The organism is Micromonospora sp. NPDC003197 (assembly GCF_053590565.1).
Map to the genome: position 1 here is coordinate 1 of NZ_JBSFTE010000023.1, position 16410 is coordinate 16410.

Consider the following 16410-nt stretch of genomic DNA (forward strand, 5'->3'; position numbering starts at 1 on the left):
AGGACTCTCGACAAGCCCTATTTTCCCTGATCAGAAGGCACTTCTTCGTTTCCGGTCCACTCCTTGGACAGCCCTTAACGAAGGGCCGAGGTTAGCGGCCCAAAATCACTGCGTGCATTTTGCGTGACTGGCGACAAACAGCGGTTGAGGGCGGCCTGCAGCTGTCCACAAGGCCAAACCGACTGGGAAGCGTATCCGCTGTTCAGGTGGCGTTTTTGCTGATCTTCGAGGTGCCCCCGGCAGGAATCGAACCTGCGACACACGGTTTAGGAATGGAGTACGACTCAGCCGGTGTGCGGCCCTCTGACCTGCTGAAACGATTCGTGCTCAGCCGCTCGCTTACAAGATCAGTCCGTAAATAGTCCGTAGCACTCCGAGCACACGTCTTGCAGCTCAGCGATTCACGTAGCCCGGGTATGCGGCGACTTGTCCGTTGTTCCGCTCGACCAAGAGGTAGCCATCCTGGGTCCGAATGGTCTCTCCTGACCGCACGAAGACTGGCTGGTCCAAGACGAAGTGCCCCCACCGACTGATCAGCGTCAGGCGATCCGCCTGCTCGCGAGCTGTCCGCCACCTCATACAGCTGAAGATCATGCGCCTTTTCTATGTTTCGACCCCCTCTACGTCAACAGGCCAAAGGGGTCCAGTTTCAGACGCCGCAGCAGGGCCCAACTTCAGACGACGTCGACACGACTGAGGCAACGCGACGGCCATGGGCCGTGACCTGGGTGTTCGTGTTGTCCGCTTGGCCAGTCGATCAAGACTGTTGCACGTACTCTGCACGCCGTTCAGCCTGGTGAAACTGGGCAGCTTCCGGCCGTGGGCAACTCGACTTTACGGCTTTCGGCAATGCCTCGGCCCTGCCAGGCACGGTCTCCTAGCCGGGCTGTGGCCGGAGGAAGTGCGCCAGGTCGGCGGCCAGATGCGTCATCTCCTCACCGGCCTCAAGCTTGAAGACGACTCGCGCAGACCAGCGAGTGTTGTCCAGGTAGAGGCCCGACGCTCGGAGTGTCACCCCAAGCGACACGTAGCCCCGCCCGTCGTGACATGCGTCGAGCTCAAGCTCGTCTTCGAGCGACCGCCACCGGCGGACCCCGTCCCAGCCGGACCAGTCAGCCGCGAGCGTCTCGACGAACTTCGTCATGCCGACATGGTGCTGCCCGACAAACAGACGCTCGAACTGCGCGACGGTCGAGGCGGTCATGTCGCCATCGTGTAGCTCGGTCGCGGCCGTGTAGACGTACCCCTCGCCGAACAAGTCCTCAAGAGGATGGATGGCCCATCGCGGACCGCTGGGCTGTGCAAGGACGAAGGGTTCGCTCATGGCAAGGAAGTATCGCCGGTTTCTTACGCTTCCGCTTCGGGGGTTTCCCGCTCGCTGCTGGCATCTCAGGCGCTACCGCTCGCGGCTGCACGGCACGTACGGCTTCCCGCCCCGGCCCAGTCGGGGCCGGGGCGGCTTCGCGTACCGCTGGCTTACCACGTACCTCGGCCACGTACTCCGGTGGCAAGCCGCGCAGCGGCGCGGCAGCGATCGCCCCGACCACGGCGGCGGGTAACCACCCTCGCGATCGTCACGGCCGTCACTGGTTGGGATCATCGTGGGATGCGGACAGAGGGCGATGAACTCGAAGCCGTGGCGCGGCTGTGGAACGTCCACTTGCGGGCTGACTTCCCGGATCGTCTGAGGGGCGTAGACCTGCTTGGCGTCGACATGGTGATGCTCGACGCCGACATTGCGGGCTGTGTCAGCACCTGGTTGGGCAATCGAGGCCGCCTGGACAGAGGACGCCAGGAGGTTCTCGCCCGCTGCGTGGCTGACCTTGATCGCGTCTTACTGATCCTGGTCGGCCAGCAAGAGCGCGCATACTACGGCCGGTTGCGGACCATGGCCGTGGCGATGCTTGGGATGCAGTAGAGAGTGGCTCTCGCCGCTGTCGCTGAAGGACTGCCCGGAGCAGACCTGATTGTGTCGCGACGCGTGACGGTGCGGCTCGCTGCGCCGGCCGATGCCGGCCGGAGGCCGCCAGCAGGCCGAGCGCGGGCGGGCCGGTGCGCCGCGCTTGCGCGGTGCCTTGATCCTAATGAGAACGTTTCGGCAGTGCTGGAAGTAGACATGTACCAAACATGGGACCAGACAAGTAGCGCAGCCTAGAGTCTGCCTCTGACCTGGGCGATGGTCACGCCTTTGCGGACCCCGCCAGGCAGGCTACTACCTGCAACGCCTTGCGGGGATTCGCCGAGACACTGGCGACTTGGGACGAATCCTGGAGTGCCCGTTGCGTGCCCGACGCCGATCTGTGCGCATGATGACCGCTGACAGTTGAGCACGCAGGCCGGGGCGCATCCATCCGGCGCGGTGCCCCGGATATCCTGTCCGTCCCAACGGGCGCACTACGGGCGCTGCTAAGCCGAGCTGACGTGCCGAGCCGGCTCCCTGTGTCGAGCCTGCCGCTTGCCGGCGGTGTCCAACACTGCGCCGGACCGATATGATCTCGATCGTCCGCGGCAGATACCGTGCGTTGGAAGGGACGTCCAATGGATCGGGAGCGGAAGAAGCCCCTGCGGCGGAAGTCGTGGCCTCCCGACACTGTGTTGGATAAGCCAGCGCCTCTTGCAGACGAGGCTCTGTATGCCCGTTCTGTGATCAGTCCGCTCCGCTACCCCGGAGCCAAGAGGCAGCTTGTGGCTGTGATTGAAGCACTGATCAGGGCGAACGTCCCGCCACCTCGTTTAGTGATCGAGCCATTCTGTGGCGGCGCCACCACGACTCTTCGACTCCTTGGTACTGGCTTGGTGCAACACGGCGTGCTAGCTGATATCGACCCGCTAGTTACTGCTTTTTGGAAGACAGCAGCCTTCGACTCGCATTGGTTGATCGATGCCATGCAAGAGGAGCCGATAACGGTCGCGCGGTGGGACTGGTGGCGTGCTAGCGATCCGCAAACATGCAGAGACCGGGCGCTCAAGTGCCTCTTCCTCAACAGAACGACCTTCTCAGGCATCCTGCACGGACATGCTGGGCCTATCGGCGGGCGCTCACAGAAGTCTGCCTACAAGATCGATTGCCGCTTCGGCATCGAGGGCCTGAAGCGTCGAATCGAGGGGGTGGCGGACCTTGCATCGACTGGTCGCCTGCTAGACGTCTGGGAGGCAGACTGGCGTGTGGCACTAGCACGCATCCCGACCACCTTCGGGATGCTGGAACCAGACGAGATCGTGGTCTACCTCGATCCGCCTTATGTAGACAAGGCGGCGTGGCTCTATCAATGGTCATTCCGCAGCGACGAGCATGCTCGGCTGGCCGAAGCCCTTACAGCCACCTCGTCCTATCGCTGGTTACTCTCGTATGACGATACGACGACAGTGCGTGACCTGTATTGCGATAGGCCGGGCGAGACGACGCTGCACGTCTCACACCGCTACACCGCAGCCGGATCTGAGACTCGCACCGTCAAGGACGAGCTGCTCGTGACCAACTTCCCCACGATTCCCGAATCTGGCAGGTACCGCGTTCTATCGTCCTAGCGCAGGCGGAAGGCTATTTCAAGCCCTGCTTCAATGATTCGCGGCTCCTCACGTGTCGGATATTCGACATCGTAGATGGTGGTCTTCACTGGTAGACAGGTGTGGCTATGTATGTGCATGCGGCACATGTAAGCCACCACCACAGGGAGCAATGCGTGACCAACATGTCCGGCATCGCGGGGGCCGCGGTAGCTGGGGGCAATCCCCTCACGGACCTCTTGTCAGGGGCGACGCGGCTGGGCGGAATTTACCACTTGAACTATGATCGAGCTACGGTCATAACCGATGACTTCGTTAAAATATCGGCAGGCGGGGTTCCTCGAAACGGCTTCCTGTTGGCGGCAGCGACTGTGCCGACCCACGAAACAGAGCTACCGCTGGACGATGCTGAAGTGATTTTGCTTCGCGTGCGGGATACTGCTCAGCTCCCCAACGAAAGCGAGCTGATCGCAACCCGTCTAGCGGCAATGCGGGATGCAGACGTCCGTGAAATGAAGCCAGATAAGGTGGTAGACAATCTGACCTCGGGTCAAATTGAAATGTCTGCGTTCGACTGCGACGTTTTAGGAACCTTTTATAGTGACACTGTTGCGCGTCGACCTTTTATTCAGTGGGGCGCCGATATCGACAACGTTTATGCGGGAGCGCGATATTTCGTCTACGTTCCGTCTGCTGAAGTCCTGTCGCTCATTGCGTCATATCCGCTAGTGACTGAAGAGGAGGTAGAGAAGGAACTTGTCCCGGACTTGATTGAGCTGGGGGTTGTTCGGTTCGCCTCCACGCGCCGCCGGGCGATCGACGCAAAAATGGACAAGGTTCCCGTCCGTGTAAGGGTGACGGACTTTATCTCTCGCAAAACTGCCGTTCTTGGAATGACTCGTGCCGGTAAATCCAACACCAACAAAACTATTTGTACCGCGGTATTCGAGTATGCTGCCCGATCTGGAAAAAAAATCGGGCAGCTTATCTTCGACCCGCAAGGCGAGTACGCCAACGTCAATGACCAGGACAAAACGGGGCTGCGTTTGTTGGGCTTCGGCACCGATTTGGTAAAGATATATAAGATGAGGCCAGACCCCGCATCGGGGCAAGAGTTCCCCTTGGCAGTCAATTTTTACGATACTAACGAGCTGCCGACTGTCTGGGGACTAATCCAGGACGACCTCGCGGATCAGAATGCCGGATATGCTAATGCATTCAAGACGGCGAAGATTCTTGAGCCGAACCGTGCGGATTACCCGGCAGGCAAGCCCGGCGATGGTGAGTTTTACGGTGATCGCGATAGCGCATGGCGTGGCCGTTTGGCTTTCTATGGGCTCCTAAGCAAGGCGGGATTTGCGGGGCCAAGCAAGGGATTTAGCACTCGTTTCAAGATGAGCCGGCAAATTCGCGAGGCGCTTGAAGCCGACGTACCAGGCGTTGTGCGAGTTGTTAACTCCCAACAAGCAGTCTGCGCCGTTGATTCTGCTGCTGCCGCTCGCCACGTAATGATTTGGTTATCGCGACGGATAAAGGAAGTAATCACCGATGCAGTTCCTGCCCAGTATCAGGGTCTAGATTTTAGTAGTTGGCGGGACTGCGATCCGTTCAAGGCAATCCTGGACGTGTTCGACGCAGAAGTTGGCACCATTATTCTTAACCGCGTCCGGCTTCTCGTGGATTACCACGACCCTAAGGGCCGAGGAGACCTAGCCGACCGTGTCTGGGAGGACCTGGTTGCAGGGAAGCTTGTCATCATTGATCTCTCGATCGGCTCCGAGCGAGTAACCAAGATGCTCTCGGAACGTCTCGTATTTCGATTGATCGACAAGGCAAATCAGCGCTTTCGTGAGAATGAGAAAAACGTGCCCATTCAAATAATAGTTGAAGAGGCGCACAATTTGTTTGACCGCGAAAAGTCAGGCAAGTCCACCGTCCATGAGGATCCCTGGGTGAGACTTGCCAAGGAAGCAGCCAAATACGGGATGGGCCTGGTTTACGCCACTCAAGAAGTTACCAGCGTCGACAAGCGCATCCTCTCTAACACTTCGAACTGGGTCGTTGCTCATCTCAATTCCGATAACGAGACGCGCGAGCTGTCGCACTACTATGATTTCGCCGTATTCGCCGAGAGCCTCCGCAAGGTAGAAGATAAGGGTTACGCTCGCGTAAAGACATTCTCGGGAAAATACATCGTTCCAGTGCATATCGCGAAGTTCGACCACGCAATGATAAATAGAGCGCGGGCTGTGGCTGGCTTGCCTTCTGTCGAGATCAAAGCGTAAGGGACGCCACTGTGCCGTACCCTCAAGAGCGTGCATCCAGGATCGCTCATGTGCCAACTGCTATGAGCCCTGCGGTTAGCGAGGCGTTAAAGAGATGGGTCACTCCGTCGGTTACACCCCCCAAGGATCGACCGCACATCACTAGCCGATGCAAGCCAATCGAGTCGCTAGTTGGAGATCGGCGACCTGATCCGAGCTTTGCAATCGCTTTTGACGGGTCGAATCAAGAGGTTGAAGCGCGAGCCGGCTACCCCTCAGTTCGGGTAGGATTTATGCAGATTGCCGGCGTATATGTGGACATCCCGCGGTTTCTGAATGCAAACAGCACTGGTTTGATTAATGCGAGGGAGCTGGAGCGCTCTCAAAAATCGCAAACTGTCAACAGCGTTCTTCCTGGATCAAGTGTATATATCGAGGGAATGACCGGTAAAGCGAGTTGGCGAGTGGAACTCGCAAGGTCCTTTGCAGGTGCAGGGATCGAAGACTTCGGGACTAGGTTCACCCTCGCGGACGCGTTAATGACTATTCATGGCGCGCCCGGTCGCCCTGCCACCTCTTTGGTTCTGGCTAAATGCCCAAGCTGCGGCTCATCTGGCACGCCTGTCCAACGTGTGACCAAAGCGGGTGGAAATTGTAGCGAGGCGAGTTGTGGCGATCGGATGGAGCTAACTGATGTGCTCCGCCTTTACGAAGAGTATGCCGAAGAAGGCGAGAATGTTCTTCCCCTTACTCGCGCAATGAATATTGCGGAGCGATTGTTGCTTGTCTCCTACCTAGACGGCTTTTACAGAATGTCGCCTCAAAGCCTCTCCAATGGCATCTTCATCACTGATGGACCTCTAGCGGTTTATGGCCCTATAGCTCCGATGAAGACTCGATTTCGTGAGTACTGGGAGGCGCTTTGCACGGAGCTTGAGTCACGGGACATCGCCCCTCCCCTCGTGGTAGGCATCGAAAAGACCGGCAGGTTCGCCGATCACGCTCAGGCTATTCGCGATTTTATTCCTGAGGGTCATGTCATGATGCTCGACACGCCATACATCAATAAATATGTAACCATTCAGACTGAAGCTCATTACTATGGGAGAGATGAGTTCTACGGAAGGCGTTTTATTTATAGAACAAGAACAGGGGAAGTTCTAGTCGTGACCGTGCCTAGAGTTCCCGGCGGGCCTCCTTACGAAAAGCCAGAGAAGAGGCCTGATGGAACGTTCTCGTACAGGGCATCTGAAGACTTCGCCTCGTATCCGACATTGAAGGCGACTCTGGAAGTTCTTGATTTACTCCAGACGCGCCTTTACCCGAACGCGGTCATCCCGGTCGCGCTGGCACATTCCGCTTCATCGCTTCCGCTAGGCACCGGGCGGAGTGTCCTTACTTTGCTTGCGCAGCAGAGCCTCGGTGTGCCACAAAACAGCATTAGCCTCAGCCGATTTAGGGCGCAAGGGCCCCGGCATCGCTAGCTGGAGTACTCTCCCTCAATGTGCGTGGCGCATGCAAGCGGACGTCGTAGACGCCAGTGAAGGAGCAAGCGCCATGTAAGCGGTGGCAATTAACCTATTGAATGAGCCTGTTGGTGTAACCGGCGTCTGCAAGGCGGGCGTAGGCGGCTCGTACCTCGGCGGGTACGTCCTGGGGGATGGCGAAACCAAGTTCGGCGTACTTGTCTATGCGTTGGGTGTCGCCGACGAGCATGTCTATGACCTTGGTGGCGTTGCCGATGCTGGTCACGTACTCATCGAGCGTGAGCGGGTGTGACGCGCAGATGACGTCGACCTCTGGCCAGAGCTTCTTGCAGGTGGCGTAGGCGCGGCGCTGCTGGTACGGGCGGGACATCAGGATCACGGATTGTGTCTCGACCTGGTGCTCGGCCAGTAGGGCGCGGGTGAACTCGATGTTCTGGCCGGTGTTCCTGGCTGCGGTCTCGATGAGGATCGCATCGGCCGGTACGCCGTGCTCAATGGCGTACTCGCGGTAGTGGACGGCCTCGCCTTTGGGGAACTGTTCGATGGTGGTGGGCGCGTTGGCGCCGGTGAAGACGAGTAGCGGGTACATCTTCTGGTGGAAGAGGTCGGTGGCGACCTTGGCGACACCGAGGTCATGGCTGCCCAGGCCGATTCCGACATCGCATGGCCGGGTCTGGTGGTGCATGTTGTGGTAATCCCACAGGCACTCGACGTCTGCGCGGTGGGCTGACGGGATGACCGTGGGCATCGTCATGGCTTGGCTTTCAGTCAGGAATCTTGAAGGTGTACGACCAGGTGAAGCGGGATGCGGCGTGTACTCCCCGGGCGAACTCGACCGGTTGACCCTCACCCGTGAACGTGGTGCGATGCAGGATCATGACCGGCTCACCTGCAGGTAGTTGTAGCAGTTGAACCTCGTCCGGTGTGGGCATACGTGCGCGGACGGTCTCGGTGATCTGATCCGGCTCCAAGCCTCGGTCGGTGAGGATTGCGAATCCGCCACCGCGACCGGCTGGGCCGGGGGTCGGGTCGACCAGTGCTGTTCCTTCGACGTCCTCGGGTCGGTAGTAGCTGGTCAGGGTATGCGTGGGACTATCCGCTTCCTTGACGAGTCGGGCACGTTCATAGACGGGCGCTCCTGCCGGGATGCCCAAGGCTTCGGCGACCTCGGAGTCAGCTTCGGTCATCCGTACGGTTTGGGTTTGATCTCCTGGTGCCCAGGCGCGACCGGTCGCTTCCCGGTCGGCGGCGAACGCAACGAGGCCAGACTTCCACTTGCTCTTGGCGTATCGCTCGATGCCGAGCCGCTTCATAGGGACCTGTGGCCGGATGACGGTTCCCCGACGGCGGACCGGTGTCACCAGCCCTTCGGCTTCGAGAACCCGTACGGCTTGCCGCACGGTGTTGATGTTGACGCCGTGGGCTGCGGCAATCTCGTTCTGCTTGGGTAGCGTGCCGCCCTCGGGATAGTCGCCACGCTGGATGGCTTGACGCAGGAGGCCCGCCAGCTCTCGGTAGCCGATGCTCACCTGTTCCTCCTCGTCATGAGCCAGCTGAAGCTATCACCGTCAGGCTGAATGCTAGACGATCCACCATTAGAGCTAGCTCTATTGACAGAAGGATGCGCTTTGCTGTCCTATAGAGCTAGTTCTAACGCTCTGCGTCTGGGGAGAGTCTGATGCTTGTTGCTCCGGTAGCTCCGGTTATGTCTGGTCTGGCATTGACTGGTCTCGGCTCAGGCGCGTCTAGCCTTCCTGGCCCAGACGCCGTGTCGACGCCACCCACTTTGCCGGCCTGCTCCTTCTGCGCGGGTGCGGGGTGGAAGTACGTCGTGCAGCGGTTGGCGCTTCGGGTGATGGCGCAGGCTGCGCGGCCGGGGCGGGCGTTGGCTCGCCGGTCGTGTCTGGACTGTGGTGGGTCTGGCCGCCTGGCGGCCGCGTGAGCTGGCACCGGGATGGGTGCTGGAGATGCGGCCGTGAGGGGGCTCAGTGTGGCCGCAGGGGAGCCCGCCCGTCCCGGTGCCATCCAACTTTCTCGGATTGGGGTAGCGGGTGACACCGGAGCCAGGTGATGTGCTGCGGATCGACGGCGCTGCGTCTGTGCAGTTCCGTGGCGAGTGCGCGTTGATCTTTCGGGTGATCTCGGTGTGCAAGAAGGACACCTACCGGGGCTGGGCATGGATCACGGGTTACGTGCTGGATCAGGCCGGTCTCGCGGTGGAGAAGCGGGAGATCTTCGTTATGAAGTCCGGCCTTCGGCCCGTCGTCCGCAACCCTGCCGCCGGCACGCCGGCCGCGAAGGTGGTGCGGGGTCGCCGTGTTTGACATTCGGGTACGTCTTGGCGAGGTGTATCGCCTTTCCGCCACCGACAGGTACCACCCGGAGGACGGGCCGACTGCGCTGCGGGTGACCGGGGTACGTCTGGTGACCAACCGGCCGGAGTCGCACAGCTGGGTGTGGCTGGAAGGGTTCAAGGTCCTTCCCGGCGGAAAGCTCGGCGCGCAGGTGCAGGTGTTGGTGCGCGCGTCGGCCCTGTCGCCGTTGGCTGTCCAGTCGTGAGCGTCTACCTGTCCGCCGCCGTGCGTGCTGAGTTGGCGGCGGCGCAGGGCCAGCTTGACCGGCACACGCCGTCGAGCGGGGATGGCCGGTGTGCGGGCTGCGGCGAGGTCGGGCCGTGCGCGTTGCGGCGGGCGGCGTTGCGGGTGTTCGGTCGGTACGGGTGTATGCCTCGGCGGTGGCCGGGTGCTTCCCGTCCGGAGTTGATCGCGGGAGGTAGCTCCTGGTCGGGGTGGCTGAGCCCTCCGGCTGGGGATGTGCCGCCGAACGGCTGACCTGGGTTGTGCTGTCATGTTGCGAGCATCTACGCTCCTGTATTGACATTATGTGATCTTTGCTGCTGGGGGGCTTGTGATGGCGTACGAGGTTCCGACTCCGAAGTACCTGCGGGTGTTGAACACCCTGCGGGGCCGGATCGAGGACGACACGTACCCGCCTGGTGCGGCCCTGCCCTCGGAAAGTCAGCTCTGTACGGAGTTCGGGGTGTCCCGCCCGACGGTGCTCAAGGCGCTCGGCATCTTGAAGCAGGACGGGTGGATCGAGTCCCAGCAGGGCCGGGGAAGTTTCGTGCGGGGTCGCCCGCCGTCGGGCCGTACCTCGCCGCAGTACGCGCGGGACGCGGTCGAGCTGGACGAGTCAGCTGATACGGAGATCCTGCATGTCGGCCCGGTGCTGGCCTCGGCCCGGATCGCCGCCGAGTTGAACATCCCGGAAGGCACCCCGGTGTACGAGCGGCGTCGCCGTACGGTGTCGCAGTTCGGGCCGGTGGACCTGGTGGCGACGTTCGTGCCGGTGGACATCGCCGTCGGTACGGGGATCACCAAACCTGAGCCAATCGACGGTGGCCTGCTGGAACACATCGCCCGGCTCAAGAGCCTGCGGGGCGACTACGCCACCGAACGGATGACCGCCCGCCGGGTCAGCAAAGACGAAGCCGAAGCCCTCGCCGTACCCGCTGATGAGCCGGTGCTCAGCGCGGTAATCACGGTCTTTCAGGCATCCGGCGAACCCATCATGACCTCGGTGTTGGTGATGCCGGGCAGTCGGCACGAGATCGAGGACACCTACCCCCTGTCCTGATTAGTTGATCAGGCGGGGAGCCGACTACATGCGCAACTTCCGTCAGGTGAACCGCCTTCGTTCGCCGCGAATCCAGCGACGTACTTTCAGCGAGCTGCGCCGGGATCTGCATGGCCACGAGCTGGATCAACGTTCCACTGCCGGGGGAGATCGCTGTCACAGAAGGTGCAGACGAAGTCGTCTTCCTTGACCACGTTGTTTTCCTGGCATCTTGGGCAGCGGCGGAAGATGAAGGCGGCGGTGAAGGCCCTCGGCCGGCGACGAAGGCCGGCTCGGTCCAAAGCTGCTGCAACGGCTGGCCACGACTGAATATCGGGACAGTAGCCGGTGGACTGGTTGGTGACCTCACTGACGGCCCAGCCGCCCGGTTGGGCCACAAAGGTGATCTCCCCGGCGCTGAGCACGTCACGACCTCCGGCGCATGCCACGTGTTCGCTGCGCCGAGGTGCCAAACGAAGTACGCCATCGCCGTCAATCACGAACGTGAACGGCTCCGCTAAATCTCGGATGCCAACCGATCCGGCCCAGTCGTTGAACTCGCTCGGGCAGCGGATCAGGCGGCCTTCGCCAGCGGGCAGCGCTGCGGCAAGTACATCGGCAGGCCCCACATAGCGATACCGCCACGCCTGCTCAGTCACGCGTCAACCCTAGCCCTGGACCAAGGGCCCACTCCTGATGTGACAGTCCACTATCGGTGAATTCTTCTCGCAACCCTTGCTTGTGTTTACATGCTGACGTAACTTGGTAAACCAACCGGATGTCAGAAGGCATCTGGCGATGGCGCTTGGAGGTTGCACGTGGTTCCGCTGACGTTGAAGGTGCCGGTTCCGTTCGACTACGTCTTCCCGGCTGGGGCGCTGTGTCTCGGGGTGGATGCGCAGGTGGACTTTGACCGGCGTGGTGAGCCGGATAACCAGGCTCGGGACAAGGAGACGGGTGAGCGGGTGTGGGTGGTTCGGGTGCTGGATCTGGACCCGGATGCGGGGAAGTTCGGTCGGTCTACTGAGGTCAAGGTGAAGGTGATCGCGCCGCATCAGCCGGTTCCTCCGGCGTCGGCGGTGCCGGGTTACCCGCCGGCTATCCAGTTCGAGGGTCTGACGCTGACTCCGTATGTGGATTCGCAGCGGTGCAAGTCGTCGGGGCAGTGCAAGGCGCGGATGGCGTATTCGCTGCGGGCTACGGCGATCAAGCCGGCCGCTGTCGCTGCCGCTGCTGCCTGACCAGTTTCACAACGCGGGGCGGGCCGTTTCCCCGCCAAGAGTCCCGGCCCGTCCCGCGCCTGAACCCACCCCTCAGCTTGTGAAGGAGGGCCTTATGCCCACCGTAGTTCACCCTGCCCCCGATCACTCCTCTGAGCGCTTCCCGCCGCTGTCGGGCCTGTGGTCGTGATGCGCCGTACTCGTTTCGTGTGGTTGCGGCACGCGGTCCGTGAGGTCGAAGCCGTCCTACGTCGCGTGGTGGGTTTGTCGCCGGCTTCGGCTCGGGTGGTGGCGATCTACTGCCCGCACTGTGAGGAGTGGGTGAAGCCTCGCCGGTTTGATCTGCGGCGGATGGCCTGCCGTACGTGTCTGGCGACGTTGGCTCGGCCGCGCCGCTCCCGGGTCGTGTGGGGTGGTGACTGGTCGTGCCGTTGATCAATGTGATTCCGGGGGAGAAGGTCCCGGTCGCACCGATGAACGTACGGCTTCCGGCGTGGCGGATTCCGGGCTGGCTGCTGGTCTTCTGGTGGCTGCTACGGGGCCTGGTCCGCCTGTCGGTGTTGGCCGTCCGCTACTGGTGGCTGACCCTGCCAACTCTTGCCGCCGGCTGGGTCTGGGTCCGGTTCGGCTGGCCCGTGCTCGTAGGCGTGGCCTTGGCCGTGACCGGTGGGTGTGCCGCGTGGTGGCGGTGGCATCCGGTGTCATGGCTGCGGTTCGGCTGGTATCCGATCGTGGCCCGGTGGCGTCGCCTGTGGGTCTACCGACGCGGATGGGCGTCAGTGATGGCCACCTGCGGGTTGGCAACGGCGTTCGCCGGAGATCGCTACGTGCCCCAACTCCTCGCGGTGCGGTGTGACCGGTTCGGGGATCGGGTGACGGTACGGATGCTGCCCGGTCAGATTCCGGATGACTGGGGGCAGGCCGCGGAATGTCTCGCCTACGCGTTCCGGCTTCGTGAGGGCCGGGCGCAGTCGACGAGCCGGCCGGATCGGGTGGTGTTGCACTTCGTCCGCCGCGACCCCCTGGCCTCGATGGTGAAGCCGTTGCCAGTACCTGAAGTGCCAGACCTGGATGGCCTGCCCCTCGGCCGGCGGGAAGACGGGGACCTGTATCGGCTGAGGTTGGCCGGGTCGCATGTGCTGATTGCGGGGGCGACGAACTCCGGTAAGGGCTCGGTGATCTGGTCCCTGATCCGTGCCCTGGCCGGTGGGGTCCGGGCGGGCCTGGTGGAGTTGTGGGCGTTCGACCCCAAGGGCGGCATGGAACTCGCTGCTGGGGTGCCGTTGTTCGCCCGGTTTGCCTACGACGATCCGGACAGCATGGCCGGGGTCTTGGAAGAGGCCGTGAAACGGATGCGGCAACGCGCCGCCCAGTTGCGCGGGGTCACCCGCCAACACACGCCGACCGTGGATGAGCCGCTGATCGTCCTGGTCGTCGACGAGCTGGCCGCACTGACCGCGTATCTGACTGATCGGAAGGTCCGCGACCGAATCCGGGAGGCTCTTGGACTGCTGTTGTCGCAGGGCCGGGCGGTGGGTGTGCATGTGGTGGCGGCGTTGCAGGACCCGCGTAAGGACGTGCTGCCGTTCCGGGACCTGTTCCCGACCCGGATCGCGTTGCGGCTGACCGAGCCGGAACAGGTGGACATGGTCCTCGGCGACGGTGCCCGCAACCGAGGCGCGATCTGTGACCGGATTCCGGAGACCTCACCGGGGGTGGGCTACGTCGCGCTGGACGGTGTGCGGGAACCGGTGCGGGTCCGGTTCTCCTACCTCACCGACACCGATATCCGCGATCTCGGCCGCGACTATCGGCGACTGGACGACACCGACACCGGGCGGGAGGTGGCGGCGTGAAGACCACCGCGACCAGCATCGGTGACCGGTTCGAGGGCGTGGTCCTGGTCCTCATCCTCCTCATCGTCGGCGGACTCGCGGGCGCGGCGTCGTTCACCCACGTCCACGACTGGACCATGACCCACTCGCCCCCAGGTACGGGGGACTGGTTCGGCTGGGCCAACGCCGCCATCTCCGAACTCATCCCGATTGCCGCACTGCTCACCATCCGCAAACGGCGACGCACCGGCGGCCCAGTCGGCTACCCGATGTTCCTGCTCGTCGCCGCCGTGGCCCTGTCCCTGTCCGCACAACTGGCGGTAGCCAAGCCTGGCCTGTCCGGGTGGCTGCTGTCCGCCGTACCCGCCCTGGCGTTCCTCGGCCTGTCGAAACTCGTCCTCAACGTCAAACCGACGCCACCCGTCGACGCGGAACCGAACCCGGTTGATCTGGTCCCAGTCGAGGACAACGACACGGAAGAACTGCCCCCGGTACAGGTCGAGCAGGACACCAACGAGGTCGAAGAGCACGAGGGGCGGGACAGTCTGCCCGTCGACCAGGTGGTGACGCTCGATCTAGTCCGCCGGGAGCCTGACCGGCCCGGACTGGTCCCGGTCCCCGCGACCGCCTTCGCCCCGCGTAACGGCACCCGGTTCAACCCTTCGGCACCTGCGGAGGCCACCCCATGACCGAACCAACCATCGCGATCCCGGCCGGGGAACCACCTCGGCCGGGATCCCGGGCCGACCGGATGCGTATGCCCCTGGCCAAGGACGCGCTCAAACGCCTCGCTGAGGAAAACGGCGTGTGTGTCCGGCCGCTGGCGCTGCGGCGTACCGACACCGTGACCGGGGTGACCGAAGTCGTCGAGGTCCCCTGCGGCGCGACCCTGGCCGTGAAGTGCAAGCCGTGCGCGGAACGCAACCGGCGGCTACGCATCCAGCAGATCCGCGAGGGCTGGCACCTGGCCGACGAACCCGCCATCCGTCCCGATGAGCCGGGTGAGGATGTGCTCGCCCTGGTGCGGGTTAGGGCGCACATGGAGTTCGAACGCGAAGCACTCAACTACCAGCCAATGCACCCCGACCAGCGCGCCGCGCTGATCGCCGAACTCGACGCCGGCATCATCGAGCTGGATGAGGCCCTGGCCGAAACCAACCTACGCGGCCACCTCACCCCGAAAGAACGGGATGAGCGGCCTCGGCGGAAACGGTCCACGAAACGGCGGCAGGATTCACCCGACCTGCCCCGGCTGCCCGTCGACCCGCGCACCGTGGGCCGGGCCTACAGCGGGAAGGCTGGCAAGACTCACCGGCCGTCGATGCTGGTCACGCTCACCCTCGGCTCACACGGGCCGGTGCACTCCCACCTACGACGCGGTGCCTACATCGCCCCGTGCGAGTGCGGGGAACGGCACGGCCAACACGATGACGTGCTCGGCACCCCCGTCGACCCGACCAGCTACGACTACCGACGCGCGGCCCTGGACGCGATCCACTTCGCCCGGGTGCTGGATCGGTGGTGGCAGAACGTCCGCCGTGCGGCCGGCTGGAACGTCCAATACGCCGGAGCGGTCGAGCTGCAACGCCGACTGGCCCCGCACGCTCACTTCGCCATCCGGGGCACCCTCCCGCGTCGCCTGTTGAAGCAGATCGCCACCGCCACGTATCACCAGGTGTGGTGGCCCGCCTTCGACCGGCTGAAGTACCCGGTCGACAAGCCGCCCGTGTGGGACGTCGACCAACAGGCGTACGTCGACCCCAAGACGAAACAGCCGCTACCCACCTGGGCGGAAGCACTCGACGAACTGGAGGAACCCGACAGTCGCCCCGCCTACGTCGCCCGACTTGGACGGATCGACGCACGCGGCATCGAACAGGGCACCAAAGACGCCGAACGCTCCATCCGCTACGTCACCAAGTACGTCACCAAGTACGTCACCAAAGACCTGACCGACCAGGCCAAACCCCGAACCGACCCGCAGAAGGCCCACTTCGACCGGATCCACGCCGAACTCTCGATCCTGCCCTGCTCGCCGACCTGCGCGAACTGGCTTCTCTACGGCGTCCAGCCCGATGGGGTCAGGGCAGGCCTGACCCCCGGCCGCTGCACGGGGAAGGTTCACCAGCGGTCCACACTCGGCTTCACCGGCCGACGGGTCCTCGTCTCCCGACAGTGGTCCGGCAAGACCCTGGCCGACCACAGGGCGGACAACCGGGCCTGGGTCCGCGCCATCCTCGCCGGCGGCATGGCCGACACCGAAGAACACGACCAGGCCGTGACCGAACCGGACGGGCCACAGCGATACCGCTTCGAGTTGGCCCGACCCGAAGACCCCGACGTCCCACCCCTGGAACACCGCATCATGCGCGCCGTCTCCGCACGCATCCGCTGGCGCGCAGACCTCAACACCGCCCGACAACGAACATCCGCCGCTGTTTCGGCAACCGCAACACCCCTCGCCCCCGCAGCCTGATCATCC

At 62.9% G+C, this 16410-nt stretch carries 15 protein-coding genes; 11 read left to right on the plus strand and 4 right to left on the minus strand.

Annotated elements, in window-relative coordinates; genetic code table 11:
* Nucleotides 1-877 precede the first annotated feature (877 nt).
* Nucleotides 878-1324: a DUF6228 family protein gene (locus tag ACWDV4_RS22685; RefSeq protein ID WP_449981962.1), complete on the minus strand. Its 447-nt coding sequence runs from the start codon at nt 1322-1324 to the stop codon at nt 878-880.
* Between the two features lie 282 nt (nt 1325-1606).
* Here ACWDV4_RS22685 and ACWDV4_RS22690 point away from each other — a divergent pair, with 282 nt between their 5' ends.
* The 4 genes from ACWDV4_RS22690 to ACWDV4_RS22705 all read left to right on the plus strand — a co-directional run bounded on the left by ACWDV4_RS22690 (nt 1607) and on the right by ACWDV4_RS22705 (nt 7255).
* Nucleotides 1607-1918, plus strand: coding sequence for a hypothetical protein (locus ACWDV4_RS22690; RefSeq protein ID WP_449981963.1), 312 nt, complete (start codon nt 1607-1609; stop codon nt 1916-1918).
* Nucleotides 1919-2538: 620 nt separating this feature from the next.
* Nucleotides 2539-3528 (plus strand): DNA adenine methylase, encoded by a 990-nt coding sequence (locus tag ACWDV4_RS22695; RefSeq protein ID WP_449981965.1) that lies wholly within the window; start codon nt 2539-2541, stop codon nt 3526-3528.
* Nucleotides 3529-3692: 164 nt separating this feature from the next.
* Complete coding sequence (locus ACWDV4_RS22700) at nt 3693-5792, plus strand: ATP-binding protein (RefSeq protein ID WP_449982148.1); 2100 nt, start codon at nt 3693-3695, stop codon at nt 5790-5792.
* Nucleotides 5793-6064: 272 nt separating this feature from the next.
* Nucleotides 6065-7255, plus strand: coding sequence for a hypothetical protein (locus ACWDV4_RS22705; protein ID WP_449981967.1), 1191 nt, complete (start codon nt 6065-6067; stop codon nt 7253-7255).
* A gap of 94 nt (nt 7256-7349) precedes the next feature.
* On the opposite strand, the gene ACWDV4_RS22710 is transcribed toward ACWDV4_RS22705, so the two are convergent.
* Nucleotides 7350-8012 (minus strand): YdcF family protein, encoded by a 663-nt coding sequence (locus tag ACWDV4_RS22710; RefSeq protein WP_449981969.1) that lies wholly within the window; start codon nt 8010-8012, stop codon nt 7350-7352.
* Nucleotides 8013-8022: 10 nt separating this feature from the next.
* A complete protein-coding gene (locus tag ACWDV4_RS22715) occupies nt 8023-8787 on the minus strand; it encodes a GntR family transcriptional regulator (protein ID WP_449981971.1) in 765 nt (254 codons plus the stop codon).
* Nucleotides 8788-9309: 522 nt separating this feature from the next.
* On the opposite strand from ACWDV4_RS22715, the gene ACWDV4_RS22720 reads away from it, so the two are divergent.
* The 3 genes from ACWDV4_RS22720 (at nt 9310) to ACWDV4_RS22730 (ending at nt 10894) form a co-directional block, all read left to right on the plus strand.
* On the plus strand, nt 9310-9582 hold the full coding sequence (locus ACWDV4_RS22720) for a hypothetical protein (protein ID WP_449981973.1): 273 nt from the start codon (nt 9310-9312) through the stop codon (nt 9580-9582).
* Complete coding sequence (locus ACWDV4_RS22725; protein WP_449981975.1) at nt 9575-9817, plus strand: hypothetical protein; 243 nt, start codon at nt 9575-9577, stop codon at nt 9815-9817. The genes ACWDV4_RS22720 and ACWDV4_RS22725 overlap by 8 nt, the downstream gene beginning before the upstream one ends.
* Nucleotides 9818-10168: 351 nt before the next feature.
* Nucleotides 10169-10894 carry a GntR family transcriptional regulator gene (locus ACWDV4_RS22730; protein ID WP_449981977.1) on the plus strand — a complete coding sequence of 242 codons (726 nt, stop codon included), beginning with the start codon at nt 10169-10171 and terminating at the stop codon, nt 10892-10894.
* Nucleotides 10895-10980: 86 nt separating this feature from the next.
* On the opposite strand, the gene ACWDV4_RS22735 is transcribed toward ACWDV4_RS22730, so the two are convergent.
* On the minus strand, nt 10981-11532 hold the full coding sequence (locus ACWDV4_RS22735) for a hypothetical protein (RefSeq protein WP_449981979.1): 552 nt from the start codon (nt 11530-11532) through the stop codon (nt 10981-10983).
* A 159-nt stretch (nt 11533-11691) separates the two neighbouring features.
* Between ACWDV4_RS22735 and ACWDV4_RS22740 the strand changes: the two genes are divergently transcribed.
* The 4 genes from ACWDV4_RS22740 to ACWDV4_RS22755 all read left to right on the plus strand — a co-directional run bounded on the left by ACWDV4_RS22740 (nt 11692) and on the right by ACWDV4_RS22755 (nt 16404).
* Nucleotides 11692-12114, plus strand: coding sequence for a hypothetical protein (locus ACWDV4_RS22740; RefSeq protein ID WP_449981981.1), 423 nt, complete (start codon nt 11692-11694; stop codon nt 12112-12114).
* Nucleotides 12115-12518: 404 nt separating this feature from the next.
* Nucleotides 12519-13949 carry an FtsK/SpoIIIE domain-containing protein gene (locus tag ACWDV4_RS22745; protein WP_449981983.1) on the plus strand — a complete coding sequence of 477 codons (1431 nt, stop codon included), beginning with the start codon at nt 12519-12521 and terminating at the stop codon, nt 13947-13949.
* Nucleotides 13946-14617, plus strand: a complete 672-nt coding sequence (locus ACWDV4_RS22750) for a DUF2637 domain-containing protein (RefSeq protein WP_449981985.1) — start codon at nt 13946-13948, stop codon at nt 14615-14617. The genes ACWDV4_RS22745 and ACWDV4_RS22750 overlap by 4 nt, the downstream gene beginning before the upstream one ends.
* Complete coding sequence (locus tag ACWDV4_RS22755; protein ID WP_449981987.1) at nt 14614-16404, plus strand: replication initiator; 1791 nt, start codon at nt 14614-14616, stop codon at nt 16402-16404. The genes ACWDV4_RS22750 and ACWDV4_RS22755 overlap by 4 nt, the downstream gene beginning before the upstream one ends.
* The last annotated feature ends 6 nt before the right edge of the window (nt 16405-16410 follow it).

Excerpts from the sequence above, each read along its gene's own strand:
- ACWDV4_RS22685 (WP_449981962.1), bottom strand. The coding sequence starts at position 1,324 with ATGAGCGAACCCTTCGTCCTTGCACAGCCCAGCGGTCCGCGATGGGCC.
- ACWDV4_RS22730 (WP_449981977.1), top strand. The coding sequence starts at position 10,169 with ATGGCGTACGAGGTTCCGACTCCGAAGTACCTGCGGGTGTTGAACACC.
- ACWDV4_RS22695 (WP_449981965.1), top strand. The coding sequence starts at position 2,539 with ATGGATCGGGAGCGGAAGAAGCCCCTGCGGCGGAAGTCGTGGCCTCCC.
- ACWDV4_RS22690 (WP_449981963.1), top strand. The coding sequence starts at position 1,607 with ATGCGGACAGAGGGCGATGAACTCGAAGCCGTGGCGCGGCTGTGGAAC.
- ACWDV4_RS22710 (WP_449981969.1), bottom strand. The coding sequence starts at position 8,012 with ATGACGATGCCCACGGTCATCCCGTCAGCCCACCGCGCAGACGTCGAG.
- ACWDV4_RS22700 (WP_449982148.1), top strand. The coding sequence starts at position 3,693 with ATGTCCGGCATCGCGGGGGCCGCGGTAGCTGGGGGCAATCCCCTCACG.
- ACWDV4_RS22705 (WP_449981967.1), top strand. The coding sequence starts at position 6,065 with ATGCAGATTGCCGGCGTATATGTGGACATCCCGCGGTTTCTGAATGCA.
- ACWDV4_RS22755 (WP_449981987.1), top strand. The coding sequence starts at position 14,614 with ATGACCGAACCAACCATCGCGATCCCGGCCGGGGAACCACCTCGGCCG.